Raw genomic sequence first — 17,542 nt, forward strand, 5'->3', positions numbered from 1 at the left:
TGCCGCCACGGCCCGTTTACATCTGCTGGGCAGGTTCGAGAAAGGATAGCGCCATGCGTATTGCCGAAGATCTGGCACAGGCGGTCGGCCAGACGCCGTTGATCAAATTGCGCCGTGTGAGTGAAGAAACAGGCTGCACCATCCTGGGCAAGGCCGAGTTCCTCAATCCGGGCCAATCCGTCAAGGACCGTGCGGCGCTGTGGATCATCCGCGACGCCATCGCCAAGGGCAAGCTCGAGCCGGGCGGGACGATCGTCGAAGGCACGGCCGGCAATACCGGCATCGGCCTGGCGCTGGTCGGGGCGTCGATGGGGTTCAAGACCGTCATCGTGATCCCCGAAACCCAGAGCCAGGAAAAGAAGGAAATGATCCGCCTCGCCGGGGCGGAGCTGGTCCAAGTGCCGGCCGTTCCCTATAAGAATCCGAACAATTATGTTCGGTATTCTGAGAGATTGGCTGCGGAACTTGCCAAAACCGAACAACATGGGGCCATCTGGGCCAACCAGTTCGACAACGTCGCGAACCGCCAGGCTCATATCGAAAGCACCGGTCCCGAGATCTGGGAACAGACTCAGGGCAAGGTCGACGGCTTCGTCGCATCGGTCGGGTCGGGCGGCACGCTGGCCGGTGTCGGCATGGCGCTGCAGCCCAAGGGCGTGAAGGTCGCGCTGGCCGATCCGATGGGGTCGGGGGTCTATTCGCTGTATCGCGAGGGCGAGGCCAAACCCGAAGGTTCGTCCATCACCGAAGGCATCGGCCAGGGACGCATCACCGCCAACCTCGAAGGCTTCACGCCTGACATGAGCTACCAGATCTCCGACGAAGAGGCGTTGCCCTACGTATTCGATCTGCTCTCGGAAGAGGGCCTGTGCCTGGGTGGGTCGTCGGGCATCAACATCGCGGGTGCCGTTCGCCTCGCAAAGGAACTTGGTCCGGGCCACACGATCGTGACCATCCTTTGCGATTACGGCACGCGCTACCAGTCCAAGCTGTTCAACCCTGATTTCCTTCGGGAAAAAGGTCTGCCCCTTCCCGGTTGGCTGACCGAGGCACCGCGGTCAATCCCCGGTGTGTTCTCTGAGTGATCCGGATATCGCGAACTTTTCTGCTCAGCCTGATCGTTCTGATCGGGCTGGGCTTTGCCGTTCTTGCCCAGGTCGAAACACCCGATTACGAGGCGTGGGAATCCGTCGCCACGCGCGCGGAAGAAGCCATCGGCAATGCCGAAGCCTCTGACAACGCGTTTGAAAGCCTGCGCAGTGAGCTGACGGATTGGCGTCAGGTCTTCCTGGCCGCCGAAGCGGTGAACGCAGCACCGATCGCGGCGGTCGAGGCGCAATTGTCCGCCCTGGGTCCCGCGCCGGAGGAAGGGCAGGAAGCGCCTGAAACGCGGGAACAGCGCGACAGGCTGAACACCCGGCTCAACGAACTTCGATCTCCCGCGCAACGGGCCGAGGTCGCCTTTAGCCGGGCCGACGCGATGATCGCCCAGATCGACCGCATCCTCAGGGACCGGCAGACCAACCAGCTGCTGGAACTTGGGCCCACGCCGGTCAACCCGGTCAGTTGGCCGCCCGCGATCGAAAACTTCGTCGAATTCTTCTACCGCACGGCGCTCGATATCCAGACCAACTGGCAGAACGAGTCCAGCCGCACGGTGTTTCGCCAGAACTTGCCGGCCACGCTGCTGCTTCTCAGCCTTGCGGCCATCCTGACGCTGCGCGGGCGCCACTGGGTCGAATTGCTGGTGACATCGGTTCAGGATCGCAGCCGCACCGCCGAACGCTGGCTGGCCGGTCTGATCATGTCGCTGGGCCAGATCGTCCTGCCGGTGCTCGGCCTGCTGCTTCTGGCGGTTGCCGGGCAACTGACGGGCATCCTCGGCCCGCGCGGCATGGTGCTCATGCAATCGCTGCCGGCGGCGGGCTTTGCCTTCTTCGCGGCGCGGTGGCTGGGCGGGCGGATGTTCCCACGCTCGGACACCTTCGAGCCCCCCCTTGAACTGTCGTCGAACGAACGGATCGAGGGGCGTCTGCATTCGCTGTTCCTGGGCCTTGTCCTGCTAATCCTGATCCCCCTGCGGGCGGTGCGGGATTTCGCCGGATGGTCGCCCGAGGTCTATAACGTCCTCAGCTTTCCGGTCCTGATCGTCGCGGGCCTGTCGCTGTTCCGCATGGGGCGGCTGCTGCTGGTGCATGCCAGGACCCAGATCTCGGCCATAGACGAACCGGAATTCCGCTACCGCCTGCTGTCGCTGCTGGCGCGGGCCATGATGATCCTCGCATTCGCCGGGCCGGTCCTTGCCGGGATCGGTTATTTCAACGCGGGCGAAGCGTTGGTCTTCCCGACGATCTACACGATGATGCTGCTATCGCTGATCGTGGTGCTGCAACGACTGGTGAACGAGGTCTACATCCTCTTCACCCGCAACCGCGAGGGCGTCGGCGAGGCGCTGACCCCGGTGCTGGCGGGCTTTGCGCTGGCCGTCGGGGCCCTGCCGATCCTGGCCCTGATCTGGGGCGCGCGGGTGACCGACCTGACCGAATTGTGGGGCCGCTTCCTGACCGGGTTCCAGATCGGTGACACACGGATCAGCCCGACCGATTTCCTGACCTTCGCCATCGTCTTCGCGCTTGGTTACCTGCTGACGCGGCTGGTGCAAAGCGCACTCCGGACCTCGGTCCTGCCCAAGACGAAGCTTGATGCCGGTGGCCAGAATGCGGTGACCTCGGGGCTGGGCTATGTTGGTATTTTCATTGCCGGCATCGTCGCCATCACCTCCGCCGGGCTCGACCTGTCGTCGCTGGCCATCGTCGCCGGTGCGCTGTCGGTCGGGATCGGTTTCGGCCTTCAGAACATCGTGTCCAATTTCGTGTCGGGCATCATCCTGCTGATCGAACGGCCCATTGCCATCGGCGACTGGATCGAGGTCGGCGGTGAAATGGGCTTTGTCCGCGATATCTCTGTCCGGTCGACGCGGATCGAAACCTTCGACCGCACCGATGTGATCGTGCCCAATGCCGATCTCGTATCGGGCAAGGTGACGAACTGGACCCGGGGCAACCTGGTCGGGCGACTGATCGTGCCCGTCGGCGTCGCCTATGGCACCGATACCCGGAAGGTCGAGGGCATCCTGCAAGAGGTGGCCGAAGCCCACCCGATGGTCGTTCTGAACCCGCCGCCCTTCATCCTGTTCAAGGGCTTTGGTGCCGACAGCCTGGACTTCGAGATCCGCGCCATCCTGCGGGACGTGACCGCGATCCTCGTCGTCCAGACCGAAATGAACCACCAGATCGCCGAACGCTTCCATGCCGAAGGGATCGAGATCCCCTTCGCCCAGCGGGATATCTGGTTGCGCAACCCCGAAGCCCTGCGGGGCGAACCGGCCCGGCCGCAGACACCCGTCGCCGATGTCACCCCGTCCGAACGCCGCGCGGCGGCCGCCCAGCTGGATGTGGACGACATGCCGGGCTCCGACACTGACGGTGACAGCGGCGGAGAAGGAGGAGGAGACAGATGACCGAGCCCCTTTTTCGCGAGGACGCCTATCTGCGTGACGCTCCCGCACGCGTGGTCGACATCAACGACCGCGGATGTGTGATCCTCGACCGGACCATTTTCTATCCCACCGGCGGTGGCCAGCCCGGCGATGCCGGACGGCTGACCTGGCCAGGAGGCGAATGCGCGATTGCGACAGCGGTCAAGGGCGAGGATGACAGCGTCGTCCTGGTCCCGACGGAGGGCGTGATCCTTCCCGAAATCGGGACCGAGGTGACGCAGCTGCTCGATTGGGATCAGCGCTACCTGCACATGCGGATGCACACGGCGCTTCACCTGCTGACGGTCGCCATTCCGTTGCCGGTGACCGGCGGCCAGATCGGGGCCAGCAAGAGCCGCCTCGATTTCGTGATGCCCGAACCGCCCGAGGACAAGGCCGCCGTCGAAACCGCCCTGAACGACCTGATCGCTCAGGACCTGCCGGTCACGCAGGAATGGATCACCGAGGCCGAGCTTGACGCACAGCCTGACCTCGTCAAGACGATGTCGGTTCAGCCGCCACGCGGGGCAGGGCGCATCCGTCTGGTGCGGATCGGCGAGGGGCCGGCAACGGTCGACCTGCAACCCTGCGGCGGCACCCATGTCGCCCGCACGGGCGAAATTGGGCAGGTCGCCATCGGCAAGATCGAAAACAAGGGCAAGCAGAACCGGCGCGTAAATATCTCTCTGGCCGGCTAGCGCAAGTCAGGATTTCCGCCACACCCGCGTCACACAACCCGTGATAGCATGACCCCATGTCTGCTCTCGCGAGGTTCTGCCATGGTCGCCTTCAATCACTCGATTGCCCGTTTCGCCGTCTGGAACCTCGCAGGCAATGACAGGTTCCCCGGCGGGGCCGGTACCGGGATTGCCCCCGACAGCAAAAAGGCTCTGCACCAGGCGCTTGGCCTCGCCCTGCTGGACGCCGAGTTCGTCACCCTGGTCGAGATCTTCCCCGAGAGCCATGCCGAACGCCTGCGCGAGTTGCTGGCGCTGAAGGGCCTGGATTACCAGATCACCCATCTGCCCCAGCCCGACAGCCATCTGGGCATCGGGTTCCTGCACAAGACCGGGATCGAGGTCGAAAACCCGCGGTTCATTCCCGGCTCCGAAGGCGATTACCAGGGCGGGCGTCAGGCTTTTGCCGTGGATGTCCGCATCGGTGCCCGGTTCAAGGCCGTCGTCATCGGCGTGCATCTGAAATCCGGGCGGGGCAAGGCCGAACAGGTTCTTCGCGACACGCAATGCAAGGTGATCGGTGACTGGATCGAAACCCTGCATGACACGCCGGGCTACAAACACCACGCGATCCTTCTGATGGGCGATTTCAACATGATCCCCGGCCAGGACGTGTCGAATTTTCATTACCTGGGCGGCGATGACACGATGGACTTCGTCTCCTGCTGGGATTTGCAGGACCGCTATTCGCATATCCTCAGCAGCGGTCGCGCGAACCTTCTGGATGGTTTCGCCGTCAGCCGGAATTACTCCACCCGCTATATCACGGGCAGCCTGCGCCTGTTCCCGATGCACTGGACGCTCAAGATGGGCCGCGCGAAGTTCCGCGAGGAGGTTTCGGACCACCTGCCGTTCGTTGCCTCCTTCAAGCTCTTCTGAATGCTTGGTTTTTATCTCCGACCTCTCCATGTGGCGGTCTTCTGCCGAGTGCCGGTGCGCTTGGAACAGAAGTCCGATTTGGTCTGTTGTCCCGCCACATGACAGGCACCGCAATGTGCCGCGACGCGACGCAAGAGCGTGTCGTCAAAGTAAAGGAGTTCACATCATGTATGCCAAGATTCTCGGTCTGAGCACCGTTGCCGTCCTGACCGCCACCAGCGCGATGGCCACCACCGACGCAACGGCGACCACCGACCTCAACCTGCGCTCCCTGCCGGATCCGCGCGGCGAGATCCTGGATGTCATCCCCGGTGAGGCGATGGTCCAGATCGAGCAATGCACGACCGACACCACCTGGTGCAAGGTCAATTACGACGGCACCGAAGGCTGGGCCTACAGCCCCTATCTGACCGCGTCGTTGGATGAGGAACCGGTCGTCATCTACGAGAACGTCGAACGGTTCGAGGTCGAATCCGTCGACCTGAACGACGATGACCGCGCCGCCGCTGCTGCCGCGGGTGGCCTGACGGGTGGTGCGCTGGCCGTTGCTGCTGCGGGTGGCCCCGCCGCGATTGCCGGCGCCGTGGCGCTCGGCACGATCGCGGGTGCTGAATCCGTTCCGGAGCAGACCGTGACCTACGTGCAGTCCAACCCGCTCGATCCCGTCTACGTGAACGGTGAGGTCGTCGTCGGCGCCGGCATCCCGCAGGAAGTCGAACTGGTGACCATCCCCGAGAGCGACTACCGCTACGTCTACCTGAACGGCACGCCCGTGCTGGTCGATGAGGACCGCGTCATCGTGAACGTCGTGCGGTAACCTTCGTTGCGACCGTTCGAGGCCCGTCCCGCCTGCCGGGGCGGGCCTTTTTTGTGCCCGGATGGGCGGCTTTGTCATTTCAGATCAGGGGCTTGGCGCGACCCAGCGGAAAGCCTGCAATTTTGTGCCGAATTGCGCTTGAACCTCGGTATCAGTTTTGTGTAGACGGGTCGGCGGAGAGGTGGCCGAGTGGTCGAAGGCGCACGCCTGGAAAGTGTGTAGGCGGGAAACCGTCTCGAGGGTTCGAATCCCTTCCTCTCCGCCATACCCCCTTCAGTTTCCCGAGACGGGGTCCCTGTCGGGGTCTATTCCTTCCTGTCGCAAAAAGAAGGTGGCGAGACACTTGCGTGCCTGCCCGGACCCATGGACACTCTCCCAACCATTCCGGGGGGAGGAACCATGGATCAGGTGATCGAAGAGAACCGGGTGCTGGCCACGCTGCAGGCTGAATTGGACTATCCGTTCGCGTCAAACCTTCAGCGCGGCATTTCGGCGCCCAATGCGCCGACGCGGTACCAGGTGGGGTCAAGTGTGGCCTCTGTCCTGGAGGCGATCGGCTCGGTGGTGGCCGACATCGTTCAGGCCAGGGGCGGACCCGCGCAAAGCGTCAGTTGTTCGTCGGCGGCAGCCGTCGCATCGCTGATCGCCTTCCGCATCGGGCAGGAAAAGGACGATAGCGGAGACTGGACGACCCCGGAGCCCGATCCATCCGCGCAGAAGGGGCGCGACCTGACAAAGCCGTTTGCAACCCGGGACGGGAGATATTTCCTGCCGCATTTCGGGTTGCCGCATCTGCAACGGCGGGTGCTGGACGTGTTGGATTGCGACTTGATCGAGGAGGACGTGTCGGCAGCCATCGCCGGCTGGGATGCCCTGGACCTGGAAGAGGCGATTGCAGACGCGCGGGCCTGTGGCGGCATGGTGCGCCGTCGCGAGGAATGGATGCGCCATCCTCACGGTGCGGCGCTCGCCACCCGACCCGTGATCAGCATTGAAAAGATCGGCGAGGCGCCGCCGGAACCGATACCGGGAGGATTGCGTCCGCTATCGGGATTGCGAGTTCTGGACCTGACGCGCATCCTGGCCGGTCCCGTCGCCGCACGTAGCCTCGCTGAACATGGGGCCGACGTGCTGATGGTGGCCGGACGCGATCTGCCGCAAGTGCCGGAATTTGTGCGGGAAACCAGCCATGGCAAACGGTCTTGCTTCCTGGACCCGAAGTCCGGAAATGGGCTGGACCGATTGGTCGAACTGGTGTCCGGGGCCGACGTGTTCTCGCAAGGTTATCGCCCCGGTGCGATGGAGAAGCTGGGCCTGGGCCCGCGGGACCTGGCAACGTTGCGTCCCGGGATCGTCGCCCTGTCAGTCAGCTGTTTCGGGACTGATGGCGCCATGTCGGACAGGGCGGGCTGGGAGCAGGTGGCCCAAGCCGTCACCGGGATGTGCGCGGGGCAGGGCGGTGACGCGGCGCCAACGCTGGTGCCCGTTCCGGTCTGTGATTTCCTGACCGGCTACCTGGGCACACTCGGCACCCTGATCGCATTGCAACGGCGCGCCACTGAAGGCGGGAGCTGGCACGTCGAGGTTTCGCTCTGTCGCACTGCGATGTTCCTTCAGGATCAGGGCCTCGCCGATGAACCCGGCCAATTCCCGAAATTGGAAGATATTGCCCCCTATCTCACCGAAAGCCGGGGGGAGCGCGGGCATCTCAGGTTTGTCGGCCCGGTCCTGCAGATGTCCGGCACTCCACCGCGTTACGAAAGGCCGAGCCCGGTTCTGGGGCAGCATCAGCCGGAATGGCTATGAGTTTGGGATTTATGGCGTGATGGCAATCTGTTAGCGTCTTCCTAGATCAGGGAAGGTCGTCAGTGAGCCAGAAAAATATCACGATCCGAGATGTGGCCCGTCGGGCGGGCGTGTCCGTGGGAACCGCCAGCCGCGCGATGAATTCGGCCCCCGGTGTCATGGCCAAGACCCGCGAGGCGGTTCGTGAGGCGGCGAAGGAGTTGGGCTACCAGCCGAATGCCGCTGCGCGAGCCTTGCGGTCGCGGTCCTCACGGCTGATCGGATGCCTGTTTTCGGACCTGGAAAACCCGCTTTTCGCGCGGCTTTTCAATTCCTTGCAGGACAGGTGGGCCGAGGAGGGCTTTGTCACGCTTCTCTCGGGAACCTCCGGCAAGGTCGAACGGGAACGGCGCACGCTGGAAACCTTCGCGGAACGTGGGCTTGATGCGATCGTGGTCGCACCGGGTCACGAGCGGGATCCGGAACTGCTACGCATGCTGGAGGCCTTCGAAGGTCCGGTCTTCGTTCTGGATCGTGACCTGCCCATCGAGGCGGACAGGCTGTTGTTCGATCACGAGGCGGCGTTGCGTGACGCGGTCGATTATCTTGTCGGCCTGGGGCACCGGAGGATCCTGCCGGTCTTTTCGCACGGTCAGGCCCGTCCCGGTGTTCTGCGGCACAAGGCCTTCGACGCGGCGCTGGCGGATCTGGGCGCATCGGCCCCGATCAAGATCGAACCGGCGACACCGAATTCACCTGTTTTCCAAGAAGTTACAGAGGTTTTGTCTGGCGGCGACCGACCGACGGCAATGATCGTGCAGGGCACACAGGTGCTGTCCTCGACGCTGAACGCGCTGGCGCATCTGCGGCTGAGCTTTCCCGATGACATTTCGCTGATTGCAATCGGGGACAGCGCGTTGACGGTGGACCACGTGCCGCCGATCACGGCCTTGCGCATGGATCGCGATGCGTTGGTCGATGTGGTTGCCAATCGGATCCTCGACCGTATCCGAAACCCCGCGATCTGCGACAGGATTGCACCGACCCTGCGCTATGAACTGGTCGTTCGTGCCTCATGCGGTGCGCGAGGAGATGCCGGTTAACCCTTTGCTTTTGCTTTGGGTTTCATTGGTCTCGCTTCGAACCCGATAACGCCTTCGGTCAACAATGCGTCGAAGTCCGCATCGCTCAGACCCAGCTCTCCCTGCAGAACCTCGCGGTTGTGCTGGCCGACCGTCGGCGAGGGCCTGCGGTTCTGATATCCGGTCGTGGCGTCGCCTTCGACATAAACCGGCACCGGTTGAACATGGCCGCCGATATAAGTACGTTCCATGATCTGCCAGCGGCCTGTCGCCATGAAATGCTGGTCGAAGCCCAACTCGGCCGGGGAGCGTACGATGCCCGCGGGCACGCCGGCGGCTTGGAGCTCTGCCATGATGCTGAAGCCGCGGCCAAGGATCGTCCAGTCGCCGATTTCCTTGTCCAGGCGGTCAGCCTGTTCCCGACGTCCTTTGTCCGTGGCGAGCGCTGGATCGGCGGCCAGGTCATCGCGTTGCATCACCCGACAGAGCGCTTGCCATTCGGTGTCGGACCGAACGGCAATGGTGATCCAGCAATCGTCGCCGGCCATCCGATAGCATCCATGCGGCGCATATCTGGGATGCCGATTGCCCAGTCGCTCGGACACCTGACCGGTGACCGCATGTTCGATGATCGCCTCACCGAAGAGCGGCAATAGGCACTGGGCCTGAGCGATGTCGATATGCTGCCCCGCGCCATTGGCTTTCTGGGCCAGAACGCCCAGCAGTATGGAAGCCGCCGCCGTCATGCCCCCGATCGGATCGCCCATCACCGCGTGGCTCATCGCCGGCGGGTCGGTCGGTCTGCCGTTGACCGAAGGCAGGCCCGAGGCGTGTTCGAGGGTGGAGCCATAAGCGCGACCGTTCCGCCACGAGGTCTGCATGCCGAAGGCGGGCATCGTCAGGACCACGAGCCTGGGATTGACCTCGCGCAGTATGTCGGCGGTCAGCCCGTATTTCGGCATGACATCAGCGGCATAGCTGTCGATGGCCACATCCGCGGTCTTTGCCAGTTCCAGCACAAGCTCCCGCCCACGCGGGGACGAGATGTCGAGCGTGATGCCCCGCTTGTTCCGGTTCATGAACTGCCACGTATAGTGTTTCTCGAACATCTTCTCCTCGTAATAGGGGAAGCGCGTATCGATGCCGCGGAACCAGTCGGGATGTTCGCAGCTTTCGACCTTCACCACGTCCGCGCCAAGATCGGCCAGCTGCCGCACGGCAAGCGGCCCGGCCCAGCCCATTGACAGGTCGAGTATCCGCAGGTTCCGCAATGGCAACCCGTCCGCGACCCGCGCCGGCGCCTTGCGCTGATGATCGGGCAGGGCGGTTGCGTCGGTTGAGCCAGCCAGCGGTGCGATCCCGTCCCGGATGGGCGGCGTGCCTGTCAGCTGGTTGGGCAGGATCGGCACGTCGAAGCGGGCCTCGCCAATGCGAACCGAGCCAAAGCTTTCGCGTTCCTTGTGGAATTTCAGCCCCTTGAGGTCCGCGACGCCGGGCACAATGGCCAGAGGCACCTTGTGCTTCAATCCAAGCTCGAACCATTCCTCGGCCGTTTTCTGCAAGAGCAGAGGACGCAGGATGTCATCGACTTCGTGGCGGCGCTGCTGACGTTTTGGCGAGGTGTTGTAGCGGTCGTCGTCACCCAGCTCTGGTCGTCCCATAATGTCGCAGAGCGCGGTCCATTGCGCAGGTGACATGATCGTCACGCCCAGCCATCCATCCTTGGTCGGGTAGGGGGCGGCGGGATAGGTACGGCCGAAGACGTTGACGTCCTGACGGGGGCGTTTGCCCAGGTCCATCTGCAGGCCGATATCGTATTCGGCGATCTGGGACAGCGCGCCGTGGGTCGAGGCCACGAACCGGCGTCCGCCATTTTCGGCGTCGATCAGGGATGCGGCGGCCGGCAGGAAGGCTGTCAGCGCACCGACCACCGCAGCCTGGCCTTCACGGGCCAGCATGGGGGGGCCTTCGGGCGGCCCGGCTTCGTAGACGACGCCGGCCAGGGACCGGGCGACGGCATCGGTGGCCTGGTAATCCCGGTAGGGACCCGTCGGCCCGAACCAGGTGATCCCGACGATCGACAGGCCGGGGTCGAGCGCCTGAAGATCCTTGTGACGCAGGGTGGAGGCCTCCACCTCGGCCGGGCTGCGACCGTCCAGAAGCAGATCGCAGGAGGGCAGCAGGCTGCGGATCGTCGCGGCCCCTTCTGCCGTGGCCGGGTCGGCGGTGATGGACAGCTTGTTGCTGTTCAACCACGCAAAATAAGCGCTTTCGCTGCCCGATCCGGTCGTCACCTGAACGCCTTCGCGCCGTCGCGGGTCGCCACCTTCGGGTTCGCACTTGATGACCTCGGCCCCGAAATCGGCAAAGAGTTTGCCGCAATAGGCCAGGGTATCTCCCCCGCCGATTTCGAGGATACGGTAAGCGGCGAGGGGGCCGTGGGTCTTCGTCGTCATCTCAATCAGTCATCCGAAAAGAAAATCTGGTCCGCACGCTCTGCGATGCCTTGCGCGGTGTAGCCTTCGGCCGGGTCCCATCCTTCGGAGCGCATCACCTTCAGTTCCGCCAAGCCATTCTTGGCCGCGTGGATGAAGCGCCCGGATTTCGACATGTCGCAGAGGTCCGAGCACATGTAGAGCATCGCCTGCGCCACGGTTTCCGGCATGTGGTTGGGCGGCGAGGGGTTCTTGTCCTGGTCGTAATGCGGCAGGTCCTCGGTCATTCGGGTCAGTGCACCGGGCGACATCCCCATGACCCGGATCCCGTATTTCCGACCTTCGATGGCCAGCACGCGTGTCAGCCCGGCGATCCCGGCCTTTGCCGCCCCGTAGTTTGATTGACCGAAATTGCCCAGCAGGCCGGAGGTTGAGGTCGTATTCACGATGACCCCGCCGCCATTGTCGCGCATCCACTGATAGACCGGCTTGGTCACGCAATAGGTGCCCTTGAGGTGGACCTTGATGACCAGGTCCCAGTTCGCTTCGGACCCCTTGTGAAAGGTTTCGTCGCGCAGGATGCCGGCATTGTTCACCAGGATATCGACGCGGCCCCATTCCGCCATCGCCTGGTCGAAGATTGCCTGGCCACCGGCCATCGTCGACACGTCGTCGCCATTGGCGACCGCCTCGCCACCGGCCGCAACGATGTCGTTCACCACCTGCTGCGCGGGGCCGATATCACTGCCGGTCCCGTCTCGTGCGCCGCCCAGGTCATTGACCAGCACCTTCGCGCCCTCGGCGCTGAAGAGCCGGGCGTAGGCCGCACCCAGCCCATTGCCCGCGCCCGTGATAATGGCCACCTTGTTATCGAGCAGACCCATCTTCGCCCTCCCTATTTCTTACCTTAATTCGCTGATGCCGTTCTTGACGCAGGTGATGCCGCGCGCCTTGATCCGGGCCTGAAAGTGGATCGTCGAGCGTTCCTTCCACAGGTCCACCGTGACCGTTTCGCCGGGATAGACGGGGGCCGAGAACCGGGCTGCGTGGCGGCGGATGGCCGACGGATCCCAATCGGCATAGCTGGCCAGCACGGCGCGGCAGGTGAGGCCGTAGGTGCACATGCCATGCAGGATAGGCCGTTCGAACCCCGCCTTGCGTCCGAATTCCGGGTCGGAATGCAGCGGATTGCGATCCCCGCAAAGCCGGTAGAGCAGGGCCTGTCCAGGCCGTGTCGGGATGTCGAGGCTTTGATCCGGCGCGCGGTCCGGCGGCGCTGGCGTTTCCGGCTGGCCCTTGGTCGGCCCCCCGAAGTTACCGTCCCCACGGGCAAACCCTGTCGATTGAATGGTGCAAAGCGCATCCCCGGCGCTATCCCGCACCTCGGTCTGGCGCAGGATGATCGCGCCTTTGTCGCCTTTGTCCCAGGCGCCAAGGTAGGTGCTGTCGGCAAATGCGGTGCCTTCGGCGGGGAAGGGTTTGTGAAAGGTGATGTCCCGCTGGGCGTCCACGACGAGAACGCGATTGATGTCGATGTCCGGCGGACGTGCCGCGTAGAAGGCGACGGAGGCAAAGGTCGGCACGACCTTTACCGCCGGTACGCGCGGTGTCAGCCATCCTTCGTTCACGAAGGCCAGTTCGTCCTCGTCCAGGGGATCTTCGCCCATGCCGATGCCCAGTGCGTAGAGCATGACATCGCGATCATCCCACCGACATTCGGCGTTCAAAGTCTTCAGGTCGGTCAGGTTCTCGGGAATGCTCATGGATCAATACCCGTGCAGATTGGCAAAGCGTTCGTTCTGCCACGCGGTGTTTCCGAAGAGCGCCTCAAGCGCGCGGGCGCGTTTGAGGTAGAGCCCGGCATCATGCAGATCCGTCATGCCGATCCCGCCGTGAAGCTGGACCATCTGGCGCGTCATCAGGTTGGCGAGGTCATTGGCCATGCTCTTGGCCATGATCGCCACCTCTGTCCTGTCCGGCGCGTCACCATCCACGCTGCGGGCGGCATGTTCGACGACGGATCGGACCAGTTCGATCTGGCAGAAGAGGTCGGCCATACGGTGCTGAATGGCCTGGAATTGTGCGAGAACGGTGTCGAATTGCTTGCGTGATTTGAGGTATTCCAGCGTAGTATCAAAGGCTTGCTGGCTAAGCCCCAGCATTTCAGCGGCCAGTCCAATACGTGCGATATCAAGGGCTTGCTCCAACCGTGGCCCCGCCTGATTCAAAGGGCCGATGAGGGCGTCAGGGGCAACCTTCACACCATCAAACGTCATTTCTGCGTAGTCACGACGGTCCAGCACACCAAGAGGCTTACGCTGAATATGCTTTCCCTGAACGGCGAAGAGACTCAGGCCGTCGGCCGTCCCAGGGGTGCCATCGCTGCGCGCGAGAACCAGGATCAGTTCGGCCTGCATTCCGTCGACGACATGGGTCTTGGTCCCGTTCAGGACAAAGCCATCGTCTGTCTGCGTCGCGGTCAGCGCGGTGTGCCGGATGTCGTGATGCGCGCCCTCATCCACCGCGAGGCACACGCGCAACGACCCGTCGGCGATCGCGGGCAGCCAAGCCATCTTCTGCCTTGCATCGGCCATGTTCGCGATGATTGTCGCGCCCAACAGCGCGGTGGAGAAAAGGGGCGAGACGACAAGCTGCCGGCCCAGTTCCTCCATCACCAGCGTCATGGCGGTCAGGCCGAAATCCGACCCTCCATATTCCTCAGGTATCAGGATGCCGGTCCACCCCATGTCGGCCATGTCCTGATAACAGGCGGGGTTCTGAGCCTGGCCCGCGTCCCGCATCTTGCGAAAGGCCGATACGGGGGCGTATTCGCGGACCCAGCCATCGGCTGCGTCCTTCAGCATGGTCTGTTCGGCGGACAACACGGCCATGAAAGCCTCCCTACTGGTGGTCCTGCATCCCGAGGATGCGTTTGGCGATGATGTTGTTCTGGATTTCGTAAGTGCCGCCGTAGATCGAATGGGCCTTGTTCTGAAGGGTGACCCTCAGCGTCTCCAGTTCGGTTTCGGAATAGCCTTCTCCGTACCAGCCCAGCCCCTTCATGCCCATGATCTCGAGCAGCAATTCGCCGCGGGTTTGCAGCATGATCGATCCGGCATTCTTGAGAACGGAGGTCGCGGTCGAGGGGCCTGCCTTGCTTTCCTCGGCGACGCGTTCGACGGTCAGGCGATGCGCCCGTTCCCACATCTTGTGACGTGTGATCCGCGAACGGAGATCGTAATCGGCGATCCGTCCCTCGCTGTCCCTTCCAACGTATTCCTTGGCGACGACATCGACGGGGCGCATTTCACCATGGGTCTGTTTGCGCGCGCCGATCCCGGAGCGTTCGTGCTGCATTAGCCGTTTCGCGATTGTCCAGCCCTCGGTCAGCCCGCCGACAAGGTTCTCCTTGGGCACTTTGACATCGGTGAAGAAAACTTCGCCGAAGGTTGAATTGCCGGACATCAGCAGAAGGGGTCGCACCTCGATTCCGGGCGATGCCATGTCGATCAGCAGGAACGATATGCCTTCGTGCTTCTTGCTGCGGTCGGTGCGAACCAGGCAGAAACACCAGTGGGCGTGCACCGATCCGGAGGTCCAGATCTTCTGGCCGTTCACCAGGTAATGGTCGCCCTTGTCTTCGGCCCGCGTCTGAAGCGAGGCGAGGTCGGACCCCGCACCGGGTTCGGAATAGCCCTGGCACCAGCGGATTTCGCCACGGGCAACGGGGGGGATATGGCGTTTCTTCTGCTCTTCGGTGCCGAATTCGAGAAGGGTGGGCCCGAACATGTTCTGGGCCATGCCGCCGATCGGAGAGTAGGCGCCTATTTGGGCCATTTCCTCGGCCAGGACCCGGGCCTCTGCTTTGGTCAGGCCGCCGCCGCCCAATTCCTTCGGCCATGTCGGCACGCCCCAGCCCTTGTCGGCCATGGCGGTTTTCCAGGCGGCCCAGTCCTCTCCCTCGGGATAGAGGGGCTGGATCAGGGCCATTTCCTCCGACCGTCCGGCGAGGCTGGGGGGAAAGTTGTACGCCAGCCACGATCGCACGGTCGCGCGGAACCCGGACAGCGCGGGTGCGTCCTGGATATTCATGTCATGTCCTCCCTACGGCGCCTGCCGGATTCTACCGACGGGACAAATGCCATACTGGTGAGCATGCGACAGTGAAACGTTTCCATCAAGGCTTGTGCCGCAGCGAATTTCGCTGCATGCGCGAAGGTGCTTGCCGACACTGGGCTTGGAAAATGACGATTTCAGAGAGGGTTGAGCCGGTTTGCGTGCGGAAAGAGGCCGCATGCCTGACCGCGCATTTCGCGCGCCTAAGCGCGTGCCTCGGCGCTGAATACTGTCTGTCCGGGCATGACGATTCGTATCGCCTGCGGCCTGAACGCGCCTAGGACCGGGCGGCGCGGACCCAGAAAATGATGCAGACAGCCGCGAGGATCGCGTTCCAGGATGCCATCGACAAGCCAAGCATGGACCAGGCGACCTCGTCACAGCGGATCAGCGGGGCGTTGATGACCTTGTCGAAGAAGTCATCGGCAGACATCGTGCCGGGGTTCGATGACGTGCAGGTTGTCGGACCTTGCCAGAAGCCACGTTCGACGCCCGTGTGATAAAGGCCGATGCCGCCAGTCACCGCCGCCGCGAGCGCGCCCAACCAGGCAAGCGCCCGGTTTCCAAGGACGAGGGCCGCGGCGCCGATGGCGATTGCGGCCACATGCGGCCAACGTTGCCAGATGCACAGCTTGCACGGCGCCAGACCGCCAAGGTGCTGAAATGCAAATGCCCCGAGAAGCAGTGCGAGCGAGCCACCGGCGGCGATCAGAACGGAGATGCGAAAGCGTGTCATAGATACCGTACAAGAAGGAAGCCCCCGAGGAGGACAACAAAAAAGATCGTGAAGACCAGGCCAAGCCGTTTCTCGATGAAGGTCCGGATCGGCGCGCCGAAATACCAAAGAAGCCCGGCCACGATGAAGAACCGCAACCCACGCGCGAGTATGGATGTCACGAGGAAAGTGACGATGGGCATGCCCGTCCAGCCGGCCATGATCGTGATGACCTTGAAGGGGAAGGGGGTCACACCCGCGCCCAGGACCGCCCAGAACCCGGCATCCACGAAGCGGGCGTTGAACTCGGCCATGGCATCGGCTTTGCCGAAGGCCGCCAGGATCGGTTCGCCCAAGCCGTCGAAGGCCAGTGCCCCGATTGCATAGCCCAGAAGCCCGCCCAGAACCGAACTTAGCATCGCGATGCCGGCAATCAGCCAGGCGCGCGAGGGCCGCGCGATGATCATCGGGATCATCAGCAGGTCTGGCGGGATCGGAAAGACGGATGCTTCGGCGAAGGAGATCAGCGCCAGCACCCATAGGGCATTGTGGTGATCCGCCATGCGGAGCGTCCAGTCGTAGAGCCTGCGTATCATTGCCATCCTGCCTTTGCCCGGTTGCTAGAAACACGCGGTAGGGGATTGGTCAAGCGTTGCAGCTTTGGCACTGGACGTGGCCCGACTGGAAAGATAGGAAAACGGGCAAGACACCACAGAGTCCTGTCGGTGTCAGCAGGAGCCCAAGTGGCGGAATGGTAGACGCAGGGGATTCAAAATCCCCCGCCTTCGGGCGTGCCGGTTCGAGTCCGGCCTTGGGTACCAGCTCCTCATTCAACCGGATCAATCAGTAGCGTAGGCCAAGCGACCGGCCGGCAGGTTTTCGCGTGCCTGGCGGAGATTCGTAGCGCGCCCAAATTCGGTCGGATTCCGTTTACGATTCGGGACAGGGAATCGGGTACGCGCCATATTCGCGGAACCAATCTTCTCGCCAACCTGCCCATTGGTTCCTGATTTCAGACAACTTTGGGGCGTCTTTGCCGCGAATGTGAGGAAAATTGGGCAGCTTTAAGACGGCCTGTTCGTTTCCGGTTCGGAAACGTGACATCGCCAACCGAGCGGTCATTCGGACCCCGCCGAGAGGTTAAAAGTGCGTTAATTTCCTGTGTGAACAGGGGTTCTGGCCGATGTGAAAGCCGGAAACAATCGGCGGTTCTGGGCGTCAGATTTGGCCTGATCCGGCCGAAAATGTGTCAATTTGGCGAAGGGTTAACATGAATTTACCGATGTTTTTCCCTTTGTTCGACGCGATGCCCGAGTTTAAAACCGAACGTGCCCGACTGGGGGGCGCAAGACTGCTGGCCATGGGGCGGCCACTGAAATGTCATGCATCCGGAAGGATGTGTAGCCTGCGTTTGTCGGGGCCGGGAGAGGTATGTCCT

Annotated in this window: 14 protein-coding genes and 2 tRNA genes; 9 read left to right on the forward strand and 7 right to left on the reverse strand. The window is 63.0% G+C overall.

The genetic code is table 11. From position 1 onward, the window contains the following. The first annotated feature begins 53 nt into the window (after positions 1-53). The 8 genes from ATO9_RS15280 (at position 54) to ATO9_RS15315 (ending at position 8,859) form a co-directional block, all read left to right on the forward strand. Positions 54-1,085 carry a cysteine synthase A gene (locus ATO9_RS15280; RefSeq protein ID WP_043750968.1) on the forward strand — a complete coding sequence of 344 codons (1,032 nt, stop codon included), beginning with the start codon at positions 54-56 and terminating at the stop codon, positions 1,083-1,085. Next, entirely contained in the window at positions 1,082-3,520 is a 2,439-nt protein-coding gene (locus ATO9_RS15285; RefSeq protein ID WP_043750971.1) for a DUF3772 domain-containing protein, read from the forward strand. Before ATO9_RS15280 ends, ATO9_RS15285 begins: the two co-directional genes overlap by 4 nt. Further along, positions 3,517-4,236 (forward strand): alanyl-tRNA editing protein, encoded by a 720-nt coding sequence (locus ATO9_RS15290; RefSeq protein ID WP_043750973.1) that lies wholly within the window; start codon positions 3,517-3,519, stop codon positions 4,234-4,236. The genes ATO9_RS15285 and ATO9_RS15290 overlap by 4 nt, the downstream gene beginning before the upstream one ends. Positions 4,237-4,317: 81 nt before the next feature. After that, positions 4,318-5,154, forward strand: coding sequence for an endonuclease/exonuclease/phosphatase family protein (locus ATO9_RS15295; protein ID WP_043750977.1), 837 nt, complete (start codon positions 4,318-4,320; stop codon positions 5,152-5,154). Between the two features lie 166 nt (positions 5,155-5,320). Beyond that, positions 5,321-5,971, forward strand: coding sequence for a DUF1236 domain-containing protein (locus tag ATO9_RS15300; protein ID WP_043750979.1), 651 nt, complete (start codon positions 5,321-5,323; stop codon positions 5,969-5,971). A gap of 175 nt (positions 5,972-6,146) precedes the next feature. Continuing rightward, a tRNA-Ser gene (locus ATO9_RS15305) sits at positions 6,147-6,236 on the forward strand. Positions 6,237-6,370: 134 nt separating this feature from the next. Then, a complete protein-coding gene (locus tag ATO9_RS15310; RefSeq protein WP_162183076.1) occupies positions 6,371-7,777 on the forward strand; it encodes a CoA transferase in 1,407 nt (468 codons plus the stop codon). Positions 7,778-7,839: 62 nt separating this feature from the next. Beyond that, on the forward strand, positions 7,840-8,859 hold the full coding sequence (locus ATO9_RS15315; RefSeq protein WP_043750985.1) for a LacI family DNA-binding transcriptional regulator: 1,020 nt from the start codon (positions 7,840-7,842) through the stop codon (positions 8,857-8,859). Here the strand turns inward: ATO9_RS15315 and ATO9_RS15320 are convergent. From ATO9_RS15320 to ATO9_RS15350, 7 genes are all read right to left on the reverse strand, one after another. Next, positions 8,856-11,294: a CaiB/BaiF CoA transferase family protein gene (locus ATO9_RS15320; RefSeq protein WP_052418351.1), complete on the reverse strand. Its 2,439-nt coding sequence runs from the start codon at positions 11,292-11,294 to the stop codon at positions 8,856-8,858. The genes ATO9_RS15315 and ATO9_RS15320 overlap by 4 nt on opposite strands. A 5-nt stretch (positions 11,295-11,299) precedes the next feature. Further along, on the reverse strand, positions 11,300-12,157 hold the full coding sequence (locus ATO9_RS15325; protein ID WP_043750988.1) for an SDR family NAD(P)-dependent oxidoreductase: 858 nt from the start codon (positions 12,155-12,157) through the stop codon (positions 11,300-11,302). A gap of 18 nt (positions 12,158-12,175) precedes the next feature. Further along, the gene (locus ATO9_RS15330) at positions 12,176-13,036 is read right to left on the reverse strand and encodes a MaoC/PaaZ C-terminal domain-containing protein (protein ID WP_043750991.1); all 861 of its coding nucleotides are present in this window, start codon (positions 13,034-13,036) and stop codon (positions 12,176-12,178) included. 3 nt (positions 13,037-13,039) lie between these two features. After that, positions 13,040-14,164 (reverse strand): acyl-CoA dehydrogenase family protein, encoded by a 1,125-nt coding sequence (locus ATO9_RS15335; protein ID WP_043750994.1) that lies wholly within the window; start codon positions 14,162-14,164, stop codon positions 13,040-13,042. A 10-nt stretch (positions 14,165-14,174) separates the two neighbouring features. Continuing rightward, positions 14,175-15,365: an acyl-CoA dehydrogenase family protein gene (locus ATO9_RS15340; RefSeq protein ID WP_043750999.1), complete on the reverse strand. Its 1,191-nt coding sequence runs from the start codon at positions 15,363-15,365 to the stop codon at positions 14,175-14,177. Between the two features lie 301 nt (positions 15,366-15,666). Continuing rightward, on the reverse strand, positions 15,667-16,125 hold the full coding sequence (locus tag ATO9_RS15345; protein ID WP_043751002.1) for a disulfide bond formation protein B: 459 nt from the start codon (positions 16,123-16,125) through the stop codon (positions 15,667-15,669). Beyond that, a complete protein-coding gene (locus tag ATO9_RS15350; RefSeq protein ID WP_043751005.1) occupies positions 16,122-16,700 on the reverse strand; it encodes a YqaA family protein in 579 nt (192 codons plus the stop codon). The genes ATO9_RS15345 and ATO9_RS15350 overlap by 4 nt, the downstream gene beginning before the upstream one ends. A gap of 141 nt (positions 16,701-16,841) precedes the next feature. On the opposite strand from ATO9_RS15350, the gene ATO9_RS15355 reads away from it, so the two are divergent. Next, positions 16,842-16,925, forward strand: a tRNA-Leu gene (locus ATO9_RS15355). The last annotated feature ends 617 nt before the right edge of the window (positions 16,926-17,542 follow it).

Origin of the sequence: Pseudooceanicola atlanticus (assembly GCF_000768315.1) — a bacterium.
Lineage (GTDB): Bacteria > Pseudomonadota > Alphaproteobacteria > Rhodobacterales > Rhodobacteraceae > Pseudooceanicola > Pseudooceanicola atlanticus.